General features: G+C 62.6%; 12 protein-coding genes and 1 pseudogene. 4 read left to right on the forward strand and 9 right to left on the reverse strand.

All coding sequences use genetic code 11. The annotated features are described in order from the left end of the window. Both VK804_RS06085 and VK804_RS06090 read left to right on the forward strand, forming a co-directional pair. Positions 1-2,005 (forward strand): annotated as a pseudogene (locus tag VK804_RS06085) (tetratricopeptide repeat protein); the annotation flags it as partial. Between the two features lie 85 nt (positions 2,006-2,090). Beyond that, positions 2,091-2,327 carry a hypothetical protein gene (locus VK804_RS06090; protein ID WP_325368894.1) on the forward strand — a complete coding sequence of 79 codons (237 nt, stop codon included), beginning with the start codon at positions 2,091-2,093 and terminating at the stop codon, positions 2,325-2,327. Positions 2,328-2,352: 25 nt separating this feature from the next. On the opposite strand, the gene VK804_RS06095 is transcribed toward VK804_RS06090, so the two are convergent. After that, on the reverse strand, positions 2,353-2,616 hold the full coding sequence (locus tag VK804_RS06095; protein ID WP_325368896.1) for a hypothetical protein: 264 nt from the start codon (positions 2,614-2,616) through the stop codon (positions 2,353-2,355). Positions 2,617-2,901: 285 nt separating this feature from the next. Between VK804_RS06095 and VK804_RS06100 the strand changes: the two genes are divergently transcribed. After that, positions 2,902-3,708: a transglutaminase family protein gene (locus VK804_RS06100; protein WP_325368898.1), complete on the forward strand. Its 807-nt coding sequence runs from the start codon at positions 2,902-2,904 to the stop codon at positions 3,706-3,708. A 70-nt stretch (positions 3,709-3,778) separates the two neighbouring features. Here the strand turns inward: VK804_RS06100 and VK804_RS06105 are convergent, their stop codons facing one another. From VK804_RS06105 to VK804_RS06125, 5 genes are all read right to left on the reverse strand, one after another. Then, positions 3,779-3,991: a hypothetical protein gene (locus VK804_RS06105; RefSeq protein ID WP_325368900.1), complete on the reverse strand. Its 213-nt coding sequence runs from the start codon at positions 3,989-3,991 to the stop codon at positions 3,779-3,781. Positions 3,992-4,177: 186 nt separating this feature from the next. Beyond that, the gene (locus tag VK804_RS06110) at positions 4,178-4,429 is read right to left on the reverse strand and encodes a hypothetical protein (protein WP_325368902.1); all 252 of its coding nucleotides are present in this window, start codon (positions 4,427-4,429) and stop codon (positions 4,178-4,180) included. Between the two features lie 24 nt (positions 4,430-4,453). Beyond that, positions 4,454-4,705, reverse strand: a complete 252-nt coding sequence (locus tag VK804_RS06115) for a hypothetical protein (RefSeq protein WP_325368903.1) — start codon at positions 4,703-4,705, stop codon at positions 4,454-4,456. Between the two features lie 505 nt (positions 4,706-5,210). After that, positions 5,211-5,759 carry a hypothetical protein gene (locus tag VK804_RS06120; protein ID WP_325368905.1) on the reverse strand — a complete coding sequence of 183 codons (549 nt, stop codon included), beginning with the start codon at positions 5,757-5,759 and terminating at the stop codon, positions 5,211-5,213. 167 nt (positions 5,760-5,926) lie between these two features. Next, positions 5,927-6,817 (reverse strand): hypothetical protein, encoded by an 891-nt coding sequence (locus tag VK804_RS06125; RefSeq protein ID WP_325368907.1) that lies wholly within the window; start codon positions 6,815-6,817, stop codon positions 5,927-5,929. Between the two features lie 127 nt (positions 6,818-6,944). Between VK804_RS06125 and VK804_RS06130 the strand changes: the two genes are divergently transcribed. Beyond that, on the forward strand, positions 6,945-8,141 hold the full coding sequence (locus VK804_RS06130) for an alpha/beta fold hydrolase (protein WP_325368910.1): 1,197 nt from the start codon (positions 6,945-6,947) through the stop codon (positions 8,139-8,141). 52 nt (positions 8,142-8,193) lie between these two features. Here VK804_RS06130 and VK804_RS06135 read toward each other — a convergent pair whose 3' ends face one another. The 3 genes from VK804_RS06135 to fliP form a co-directional block, all read right to left on the reverse strand. After that, positions 8,194-9,654: a hypothetical protein gene (locus tag VK804_RS06135; protein WP_325368912.1), complete on the reverse strand. Its 1,461-nt coding sequence runs from the start codon at positions 9,652-9,654 to the stop codon at positions 8,194-8,196. Positions 9,655-9,908: 254 nt separating this feature from the next. Next, positions 9,909-10,424: a type II toxin-antitoxin system HicB family antitoxin gene (locus VK804_RS06140; protein ID WP_325368914.1), complete on the reverse strand. Its 516-nt coding sequence runs from the start codon at positions 10,422-10,424 to the stop codon at positions 9,909-9,911. Positions 10,425-10,623: 199 nt separating this feature from the next. Next, positions 10,624-11,111, reverse strand: a 488-nt coding sequence (fliP, locus tag VK804_RS06145) for a flagellar type III secretion system pore protein FliP (RefSeq protein WP_325368916.1), incomplete at its 5' end; no start/stop codon positions are given.

Genomic DNA, 11,111 nt, shown 5'->3' on the forward strand with positions numbered 1-11,111 from the left:
GCTGGTGATCACGGCGCCGCCGCCGGTTCGCGGCTTCATCAAGCGGCAGGATTTCGTCGAGATGTCGCTGCTGGAATCGATCCACGGCGTGGCGATTCATCCGAATTCCGATGATGTCACCGCCGAGATTGCCTCCGACAAAATCATCCTCGGCAGGCCCGGCGGTCTGACGTTGTCGTCGGTCAACACCGGAGTGGAGCGCGCACCGACGATAGCCCGGCCGATTTTCGACGACGGCGAGTGGCACAGGAATCAGGAAGGTATCTTCAATATACGCCAGGACGCGTTGATTGAGGCCGCGGCGACAGCCGACCCCGATCAGCGCACACCGGCCCGGATCGATCTGGCCCGCTTCTATTTGGCGCGCGAGATGTATCCGGAAGCCAAGGGCGTTCTCGATCTCGCACTGGTTGATGCCAAGCCGGGTTTCGAGGATCCGATTGTCTTGATCGTGCATTCGCTTGCAAGCGTCCTGATGGGGCGGCCCGAGCTGGGATTGAAGGATCTCGCCAATCCGGCGATCGGGACCAATTACGATTCGCAGCTTTGGAAGGCGCTGGCCTACGCCCGTATGGGAAAATGGGCGGAGGCGCGCGAGAAATTCAAGAACGTCGAATTCGCCATCACCTCGCTGCCGATCGAGCTGCAACGCATCGTGGTCACGGACGCGATGCGCGCCTCGCTCGAAGTCAAGGACTATCCGGGCGCTGCCAAGCGCTCCGGCGATCTGGAGGTCATCGGCACTACGGCGGAGATGATGCCTTCGATCTCGGTGCTGCGCGGCCGGCTCGCCGAGGCGCTCGGCCACGACAAGGACGCGCAGGACGAATACCGGCTCGCCGTCGAATCCACCGACAGGGCCGCGGCCGCCGAAGCCAGGCTGCTCGACATCGAGCTGCGCCAGCGGCGCGACGAAATCAGCCAGGCCGACGCGTTGCGCGAACTGGAAACGCTGTCGGCGACCTGGCGCGGCGACAGCATCGAGGTGAAGACGCTGCAAATTCTGGCGCGCATCTATTCGGATACCGGACGCTACAGTGAGGCGTTCGCAGCAGCCCGCACCGCGACCCGGCTGCAGCCCAATTCGGAAGCCTCGCGCGCCGCCCAGGACGCGGCGTCGGCACTGTTTTCGCAGCTGTTTCTCAGTTCGAAGGGCGACGACCTGCCGCCAGTCGATGCGCTGGCGATGTTCTACGAGTATCGCGAATTGACGCCGATCGGTCGCCGCGGCGATGAAATGATCCGCAAGCTGGCGGACCGGCTGGTCGCGGTCGACCTGCTCGACCAGGCCAGCGAACTCTTGCAGTACCAGGTCGACAAACGGCTGGAGGGCGCGGCCCGGGCGCAGGTCGCCGCACGGCTCGCCATGGTGTACCTGACCGGCCGCAAGCCCGATCGGGCGATAGCAGCGCTTCGCTCCACGCGGATCGCCGATCTCTCCGGCGAATTGCGGCAGCAGCGGCTGCTGCTGGAAGCGCGCGCGCAAAGCGACGTCGGGCGCCACGACCTCGCGCTCGACATCATCTCCAACATCCCCGGCCGCGAGGCGATCCGGCTTCGCTCCGACATTTACTGGGCGGCGCGGCGCTGGCGCGAGGCCTCCGAACAGATCGAATTGTACTACGGCGAGCGCTGGCGCGACTTCAAGCCGCTGAACGCGGCGGAGAAGGGCGACATCATCCGCGCCGTGGTCGGATATGCGCTGGCCGAGGATGTCATCGGGCTCGCGCGCTTCCGCGAGAAATATGCCCCGCTGATGAGCGGGGACGCCGATCGTGCCGCCTTCGAGACCGCGAGCAAGCCTGCCTCCGCCTCCAGCGCCGAATTCGGCGAGGTCGCCAAGCTGGCCGCGAGGGTCGATACCCTCGACGGCTTCCTGCGCGAGATGAAGGCCCGCTTCCCGGACGCCACCGCGTGGCAACCGGAAACACGGAAGGCCGATCCGGCGTCGACCGGCTCGCTGCCGCAGATCATCGGATTGAAGCGGGTCGAGGCGGCAAGATAGGCCGCAGCGCCGCCGTCACGCTCTCGACAGATACGTTCCGAGACGGCAACCTGCGGACATATACCATCCGGAGGAACGGACCCCCATGAGCAAGCCCAGGAAGACCGAAGCCGAACTCATCGCGATGGCCAGGGCCGAGCTCAAGGTTCATGTCGACTGCCCCGACGGGATCGGGATATTTGTGCTGCGCAACGATGACGGCTGGGAATTCCGCACCGAGGCCGACGAGGCCACCAAGGCCAAACCCGGCTATCCCGAATGCGTCGCGATGATCGTCCAGATCGGCGACCACCTCGGCAAGCATTACGATGTGAAAGGGTAGGGGCTCGCGCTTCGCGGCCTGTCGTTCAAGAGGCGCTCGCATCGATGCGCTGTGCATCGGACAAATCGACCGAGCCGATGGAAACCATCTCCATCGCCGAAGTGCGCAGGCCCGCCGCCGGCACCATGATCATGGTGGCGACCCGGCGGAATGACGCGAACGACAATCCTTCGATCATCTCCTCATCGGTGATGACTTCGTAGGCGCCCGGCGGCAGCAGCCGATCGATGCCCTTGATCCGGAAGGGATGCTTGAAGGTGACGGTTTCCCGCCGCGAGCGCATGGTCATGCGTGGCCGTCTTTCGCAAACAATTCCGTTCCAGCGCCGTGATTGTGCATCCATCCACCGTGCGCTCTTTTAGCCCGATTGGCTATCGCTATCCGGAAGGAACCGCGGCAGCGGGTCGAATGTTCGGCGCATTGCCTTGTATTCGGCCGCCGTCGTAGCCAACTTCACAACACGCGCAATTGATTTCAAAAAACTCGATGGTTCGCCGGCGTTTGTGACCGTACCAGGCGGTCCGTCGACGTATTGCTTTTTGAACAATGCGAGCGGCTCGAGCAGGTGTTTCGCATGAAAATCCGTGTCGGCTTCGAGATGATCTACGACTTCCCGCAGCCGACGCCGTTGATTGCCGTGCTTGGCACGCATTTCACGCGAGCTTCCGACATCGTCGTGCCCGACTACCTTACCGTCAGCCCCTCGGTGCCGATCACGCCCTACCGCGACGGTTTTGGCAATTGGTGCAGCCGGCTCGTCGCGCCCGCCGGGCGGGTGCGGCTTGCCGCCGACGGCACGGTGCGCGATAGCGGACTGCCCGATATTGTCGTTCCATCGGCGTCACAACATGCGGTGGAGGATCTGCCGGCGGAAGCCATCGTCTATCTGCTCGGCAGCCGCTACTGCGAAACCGACCGGTTGTCCGACATCGCATGGAAGCTGTTCGAGAACACGACACCGGGATGGCAGCGGGTCCAGGCGATCTGCGACTTCGTTCACAACCACATCGGCTTCGGTTACGAGCATGCGCGCGCCACCATGACGGCCTTCGAGGTGTTCAACGAGGGCAAGGGCGTCTGCCGCGACTACGCCCATCTCGCCATCGCGTTCTGCCGCTGCATGAACATTCCGGCGCGCTATTGCACCGGCTATCTCGGCGACATCGGCATGCCGCTGCCGTGGGCCGCCGGCGATTTTGCCGGCTGGTTCGAGGCCTATCTCGGCGGCCACTGGTACACTTTCGATGCGCGCAACAACATTCCGCGAATCGGCCGCGTACTGATTGCGCAGGGCCGCGATGCCGCCGACGTGCCGCTGACCCAAACCTTCGGGCCGAACACCCTGGTCAGCTTCAAGGTCTGGACGGATGAACTCGTGTAAGTAGACGGCCCTGTTGCGTTGCGCTGCGCCGAGAGCTCGTTTCAGGCTGCCGTGATTTTTGGAGATTGCATCAGGCCGATTTGCGCTCCGACAATTCAGCAAACGCGCGGCCGGCCACAGCCCGCAGCCCTTCCAGCGTGACGTTTCCTTTTTTCACGCTTTGCATGAGCTTTTTGGCGATATGCTTTCGGCTCTCATGGTCGCCCCCGTGTGGCAAATTCCGGCAGACTTCCTCGAGTACGACGTCCATATTCGCGGCTGTTCGTTCTTCGATTTTGGTCATTTTGACACCAAGGTCGGTTATCGATGCCAATCGATCGGCGTAAATTTGAGTCGTCGTCGCTCCATTTCTTCGCGAAGGGTGTCGGCGTATTGCCTTGTTGCCTCGCCGATGAAGCGATAACGCCCGCCAGAATGCATGTCGGCTCGAACTTGCCGTCGAACACTTTCATAGAAGGCGATCAGGCTTTCATCTCTCGCATTTGAAAAATTCATCACTCACGCCATTTTCTCTACCTAGCGGCGGGTTTTGAATGTCGTCACCCGGCTCCGCGAGCTTCAACGCAATCACGGCTCGAACATCGAATGCCATACCGCGCAGGTCGGCGGCCAATCGATTGAAGGGTTCGCGCTTCCTTGCATCGGTGGCCAGTTTGCCAATGAGGGCGCAATCCTCCGCATCGGTCAGCAACTTTTCGAGCCTTGCCTGCAGGTCTTCCACGACGACACCTCGCGGGCCCTTTCCTCATACCGCACGCCGCTCCGGCGAGATGTCGTGCGAATAGTGCGAACACTCGACCACGGCCGACAGCGCGGCCAGTTTTAGTGTCGCCGGATTTCGCTCGCCCTTGCCGGCACGGCTGAGAATTTGCGAAGCCATTTCGGCCATCATCGTCGACGTACGCTTCGATTCCGGAAGCGTCGCGACGGCATCGTCGAGGACTGCTTTCATCAGCTGGATCAGTTCCGGCGGAAAAACCGCTCCGATTGCGTCCATTGCCGTTTCCTCACCCATCCTCACTCGCCACGCCCCTTTTATTGTTGGACAAGAGCTGGCTGTCTGTCCGGTACCGGACAAAGGCATTTCAATTAATGATTCGGGCTTTTTGCTGCGCTGCGCCGGCCGCCGACCTGCTCGCCGCAGACGAGGTGCTTGAGTAGGGTACGGCATCCTGCGGTGCATAAGTCCGAAAGGGCAAGAAAAGGGCAAGAACGGACACGCCGACCAGGTTGTTCGGACTACCTCCGTTTTGGAGGCACAAGGAAAGGTCGACAAAGAGCTAATGCAGGCGAAAGCAAAACAGGTTCAGCCGTTCCCGTTTGCCGCCGATGACTCGAGGTCCGTGGCGTGACCACGGTTCAAGGTGGGAGGCCGCCTTGGTTGGCGGCCCCTTTCGATTTCCAATCAATTTTTGGCGCTTCGCCTGTCGGCGCCGAACGGTCATGAAGGGCCCGCCGCCGTGCGGTCAGGCCCCTCTGCCAAGGCTTGCTGCTGCCGAGGCTTAATACGCACCTTTCATCGGCTTCCACCCCCATTGCGATTGGGACGGGGCTTGCTGTGTGGTTTCCGGTGTGGTTTCCGCCGGAGCTTGGGCCAGCGTATTGGCGTACGGGGCTTGGGTCACGCTGCCCGCGTTCATCGCACGGCTAAGATGCATCGCGCATCCACGCATATTGCCATTGAGCATGGCGTCCTGCGCCTGAGCGACCTCCCTTTGCGCCGTGAACTTGCCGGGACCGTCGGCCATGGTCTCAACTGCGCCTTCGACTCTCGCCTGGTCTTCTCCACTGCAACCAAAGCCGATTTGTGCGGCATGTGCGGGCACGAAAGCATAGGCACTCGCAGCCATGGCGGCTACACCGAGTAATTTTCTGAGCATGTTGCTCTCCTTTGTTTTTTGTTTTGTCTGTTTTTGCTTTTCATATCCGGTTTCATTGCCGGATACCGAACAACACCAATTTCCCTGGATCAGGGAAGAGGTTCGGAATGAACTTCGCGCGATACAAATGTGATCGCCACCGATTGCAACCCGCCCATGCAGACGGCTCATTGCACGGATATTTTTCTGAGCGCAGACCAGCAGGCTTCCGCCGGTTCAGTGACCGCTCCGCCGCTTTGGGTTTTCTGCGCCCATCGATGTGGCTCATCGAGGTGAATACCGCGCCGTCCGCGACCTTGCCGGGCCGGCGGCAGGCCGCAGGACTTTCGGCGGTGCCGCTACCTTCGGTCGTACTCGTCCGGCCCCATCGCCCAGAGCCATTCGTCATGGCCGTTGGCGTAGGTGCGGTTGGTGGTGGCCGGATTGCGGTTGACCAGCGGCCGCAGGTACATCGGATGGGTGGCGCTGCGCACCTCGTGCTCGACCGTGAAAAGGGGGCTGCCGCTTTCGAGGTCGACGATGTCGCGAAAGCGGTACTGGTACTGATTGTCTTCCTGCGAAACCAGGCCGCGCTCCAACAGGCGGCGGTACGGACCCGAGAAGTCGGTGATGTAGATCTGCACGTGGTGACCGTCGAATTCGCCCTGCGGGGAATCGGTCTCGCGGAATTGCAGATACTGGTCCTTTCCCACCTTGACGCGGGCAACCGTGCCGTCGCCGTTCTTCAGTTCGGCCGGAATTCCCATGATCTCCGGATAGAAGGCGCAGATGCCCTTCGCCGTCCCCTTCGGCACAGCGAATTCGACAAAGGGGATGCCGAGCGTGATACGTCCGAAGCGCGCGGCATCCGGCTCATAGCAACGCAGGCGATTGCCCCACGGGCACCTCGCCTCGACATAGTCGTTGTGCTCGCTGTAGGCGAAGGCGGTGCCCTGAAGCTTGCCGGCGACGGCGGCGAGGCGGGCGAGCAGCGCCTCGCGGCCCTCGATCACGAGCGCGGTATGGCCGCGCAGCACCTGGGCGTGTCCGGCCGGCAGGTGAAACTGGCTTCGGCCGACATTCACCCACATGTTGCTGTCGGACACCATCAGATAGGGATCGCGGGTCAGCCCGAGGCCGGTGACATAGAACAAGGTCGCCAGCCGCTGGTCGGGTATCGTTACATTGACATGTTCGAGATGGATCGAGTTGCCGAGATCTTCGGCGGCGCGGTCGAATGGTTGTTGCATGGCGGTGGCTCCCGAGGCGTCAAGGTCATCATAACGGAGCGGGAGGCGCAGTCCAACAATTCGCTGGCGGGGCTCCCATGCATCCCGGTACACTCGATCGCAAACGAAAAATTCGGGAAGAGGCGCCATGCGTGGACTATCATTGCTGCTGTTGGCGGGGCTGATGTCGCTTGCCGAGAGCGCGTCCGCGCAGACCGCGGACCGCACCATCGACGAGATCAAGGCCGAGACGCTGGCGCGGGCGCAGACCGGCGCCTATCCGGCGCTCGGCATCCAGCCGGATGACGCCAAGGATGCGCTCGGCCGCATCAAGACGCGCGACGCGGACGAATGGGCCGCGGCCTGGAGCGCGGTCGCCGACGGCTACATGGCCAAGGCAAGAGCGGCTTCCGACCCGAAGCAGGCCGACGCCAATTACCTGCGCGCCTGGCGGCTGTATTATTTCGGGCAGTGGCCGGCGCCGACGTCGGTCGGCAAGCAGGCCGCCTACCAGCGCGCGGTGGAGGCCTATCTGCTGCACGCCAAATATGCCGATCCGCCGCTCGAAGTCGTGCGCATTCCCTTCGAGGGCAGCGAGATCGTGGGCTACCTGCGGCTGCCCGCCAACGTCGCCCGGCCGGTGCCGCTGGTGCTGGCGATTTCGGGCCTCGACAGCCGCAAGGAAACGGTGGCCGAAACCTATGCGGCGGCGCTCGCCGAAGGCATCGGCTTCTTCGCGGTCGACAGCCCCGGCACCGGACAGGCGCCGCTCAAGGCCCGCGAAAACTCAGATCGGATGTATTCGCGCGTGCTTGATTATCTCGCCACGCGCAGCGAGATCGACTCCGGCCGCATCCTCGTGCACGGCCAGAGTTTTGGCGCCTACTGGGCCGCCAAGCTCGCGCATACCGAAGCCAGGCGCCTGGTCGGCGCCGTCGCCCAGTCGCCGCCGATCCACCATACCTTCCAGCCGGATTTCTTCCGCGGCCGCATGTACACCCGCGAATATCTGTTCGACCTGCTGCCGGCCAGCCTGTTCGTCTACGGCCTGACGTCGACCGACGAATTGCTGGCGCTACTGCCGAAGATGTCGCTGCAGGCGCAAGGGCTGCTCGGCGGGCCTTCGGCGCCGATGCTGGTGGTCGGCGGCACCAAGGACACCCAGGTGCCGATGGACGATCTCGAACTTCTCATCAACAGCGGCAGCGTGCCGCGGGAGGCCTGGATCAATCCGGCCGGCGGCCACATGGGCCGCAGCGCCGGCACTTGGCCCGATCCGGTGATTTTTCGAAAGGTCATCCTGCCCTGGGAAATGCGACATCTCGGCGAGCGACGCGAGAACTGAGCAGGGCGCCGCGTCCCGACGCTGTGCCGGGACGCAGGCCTTCGTGTGCCCGTTACTTGCTGCGGAGCAATGGCAGCAACGGCGACGGCAGCAACGAAACATCGCCCCAAATCGAGTTCGGCACCTCGTAAGGTGAGCCTACGGCCAGCACGTGGCTCGACGCGATCAGCCGGCTCGGCAGCTTCGGAGGTGGCAGCTTCTGGAATGTATAGGAACCGGGATTGTGGCAGGCGAAGCAGTTTATCACGCCGCTGATCGGCGTATTGTTGGGGCTCTGAGCGAACGTCTCGGCCGTGGCATTCGCTAAATTGACCGAACCGACCGCGTTGGTCTGGTTGCTGTTCAGGTTATAAGTATTCGGCGCCAGCCAAACGGTTCCGATCAGATTATAGTGGGCAAATACCGATTGCGGAGGCGGGAAGGCCGAGACGGCGGACTGAGCCTGACCATTGATGGCGATGATGTTGCCGACGCCGTTCGTCAGATCCTCGCCGCCGGTCTGATTTTCGAGCACCACATTGGTCACGGGCGTGATCTTCTGGGACGTCTCGTCGAGTTGCAGGGTCGGTGGCTTGAACGCAGCGTTCACCTGGGAGAACGGGGTGCCACCCTTGTACAAGGTATAGCTCTTCGGATCCTTGCGGGTCGCCGACGGCGTGAAGGTGTTGTCCGCCGTGGCCGGCGAGTTCAAGTTGTGCTCGAACGTCCCCCAGAGGAATTCGGGGTGATTGTCGGTCAGGCCGACCACGTGCAGGCCAACCAGCGCCACCGTCGCGGTGACGAACTTGCCGTCCACGGGCTCGATGGTAACGCGACCCGGAATGACCTTGGTTTCCAGCACCGGCAGCTGCGCCTGTGTCGTATAGGTGCCGGCCGGCGGCTGTTGTCCGGCATCGAGCCGCAGCCAAGTGGCTTTGAAGACGGCGGCGCCGACGTCGAAGTTGGAGTCTGCCGGCTGGCTCTGGAAGCCGCCGGTGGCGATCAGGTTTTTCTTGGCGGTGTCGAAATACGACTGGTTCATGTGAACCGAGGCATAGACCGGGTAGCCGTTCTGGGCGACCAGCATATTGCCGTCGGCCTCGACGATGGCGCCGGCGCCTTCGGTGAATCCGGGGGAGCCCAGGAATGTCTCCGAACGGGCGGCGAGCTTCAGCGTCAGCCGCTTGGGCTCGGCGGCAGCCACGCCGGTACTGAGGAGCTCGGCCGGCGTGTGCAAGGTCATGAATCGCGGCACCATGTCGCCCGACGCCGGGTCCTTGAGCAGCGCGGTGGCCCAGACGAAAGCCTCCCAGGACCATTGATGAAAATTACAGTCGGGGGTCGGCACGGGCTTGGTGTCCGAGGTGGGAAACGGGAAGTCCGGCGCCAGGAAACTCTTTAGTCCTTCCGACCAACCAAACTGCGGACAGTTCTTGGCGGGCGGTGGCGGCGCGGCGCCGGCAACGTTGCCGACGAAGCCGATCGCGGCGATTGCCAGCGTGACGAGGAGCGCGTGTCGCGGTGTTTTTTTCATGTTCGGTTTCCCTTTTCTGCAGGCACCGAGCACGGCCCAACCGTTCAACGCAACGCATTGCCTGACCCCGCCCGGGACACCGTCGAACCATACAAAGATCCGTTGTCACTGCAACTACAAATAGATACCGGACGAATGTCAGTCAGTCGATCTCCACACAACTTTGAGATGTAATTTCATGGCGATTGCGCGCATCCGAAGGGCCGGATAGGACCGTCGAAGGCCATCGGCGCAGCCGGCGCGACAAGCGCGAATCAGGCCTTCAGCTTGCCGCGAGTTTTCTTGGCCGGTGGCTTTTCGGCTCGCAGCCGGCCGGTCTTGTGCACCTTGGAGCGCGTCTCCACCGCATCCGCCAAAAAGATGCTGTGGCCCGGGAACATGGTTAGCGCGTGAGTGGCGGCGAACCCGAAAAAGCTCGAGCGACTCATGCCGAGTTCGGTCGCGCGGCGGTCAATCCGGCCGATCAGGCTTTTCGGCAGGTAGACATTCACCCGTTCCGACGGATTCGGCGGGTTGACCCCGACAATGAAATAGGCGAGCAGGTCGCACCCTTTGGGAAGCACGATTCGTTCGATCGGCGTCGGCTCCGGAAGCGGCCGGCTTTGTTCGGCCAGCGCGTCGACCGTTTGCGCCAGCTTGTTTTCCGCCTTCTCGATGGTTTCCTGCTGCGATCTGCCGCCGGCAACGCAGCCGGGGAAATCGGGAAACCACGCGCCGAACGTCCCCCGGGGGCCACGCTCCAGGACCGCCGGATAAAGCCGGTTTTTCATTTCCGTCTCTTTTGGCTGTTATGCTATTTCACACATCCTGATGTGTTTAATCGCACACTAGCCTAGCACCCGCCGGCGCGGGCCGAAAGGGGCCGATCGACCGGCAGGGCGAATTCCGCATCCGGCGGGCAGCTGTCGCCATGCGGATTCCGGCTTTCGCGGCTCAGACCGCTGCCGCGCCAATGGCTGGATCTGCAGCCTATCCGCCGTAACTCTGCACCAGGCTTCCCGCCACCAGCGACCAGCCGTCGACCAGCACGAAGAAGATCAGCTTGAACGGCAGCGATACCACCGCCGGCGGCAGCATCATCATGCCCATCGACATCAACACCGATGCTACCACGAGGTCGATGATCAGGAACGGCAAGAACAACAGGAAGCCGATCTCGAAGGCGCGTTTCAGTTCGGAGATCATGAACGCCGGCACCAGGATCCGCAGCGACATTTCCTCCGGCGTCGCCGGCGGCGGCTCGCCGGACAGGTCCATGAACAGCTTCAGGTCCTTTTCGCGCACGTTCTTCTGCATGAAGCCGCGCAGCGGCATGGAAGCACGCTGCAGCGCATCCTCGACGCTGATCTGGTTGGCGATCAGGGGCTTGATGCCGTCGTCGTATGATTTCTGCAGCACCGGGCCCATCACGAACGCGGTCAGAAATACCGCCAGCGCGATGATGACGGTGTTCGGCG

The sequence above is a fragment of the Bradyrhizobium sp. genome (assembly GCF_035484855.1).
In the GTDB taxonomy this organism is placed as follows: domain Bacteria; phylum Pseudomonadota; class Alphaproteobacteria; order Rhizobiales; family Xanthobacteraceae; genus Bradyrhizobium.

Coding starts and splice junctions, on each gene's coding strand:
- VK804_RS06090 (WP_325368894.1), top strand. CDS start 2,091: ATGAGCAAGCCCAGGAAGACCGAAGCCGAACTCATCGCGATGGCCAGG.
- VK804_RS06095 (WP_325368896.1), bottom strand. CDS start 2,616: ATGACCATGCGCTCGCGGCGGGAAACCGTCACCTTCAAGCATCCCTTC.
- VK804_RS06100 (WP_325368898.1), top strand. CDS start 2,902: ATGAAAATCCGTGTCGGCTTCGAGATGATCTACGACTTCCCGCAGCCG.
- VK804_RS06105 (WP_325368900.1), bottom strand. CDS start 3,991: ATGACCAAAATCGAAGAACGAACAGCCGCGAATATGGACGTCGTACTC.
- VK804_RS06115 (WP_325368903.1), bottom strand. CDS start 4,705: ATGGACGCAATCGGAGCGGTTTTTCCGCCGGAACTGATCCAGCTGATG.
- VK804_RS06120 (WP_325368905.1), bottom strand. CDS start 5,759: ATGAGCCGTCTGCATGGGCGGGTTGCAATCGGTGGCGATCACATTTGT.
- VK804_RS06125 (WP_325368907.1), bottom strand. CDS start 6,817: ATGCAACAACCATTCGACCGCGCCGCCGAAGATCTCGGCAACTCGATC.
- VK804_RS06130 (WP_325368910.1), top strand. CDS start 6,945: ATGCGTGGACTATCATTGCTGCTGTTGGCGGGGCTGATGTCGCTTGCC.
- VK804_RS06135 (WP_325368912.1), bottom strand. CDS start 9,654: ATGAAAAAAACACCGCGACACGCGCTCCTCGTCACGCTGGCAATCGCC.
- VK804_RS06140 (WP_325368914.1), bottom strand. CDS start 10,424: ATGAAAAACCGGCTTTATCCGGCGGTCCTGGAGCGTGGCCCCCGGGGG.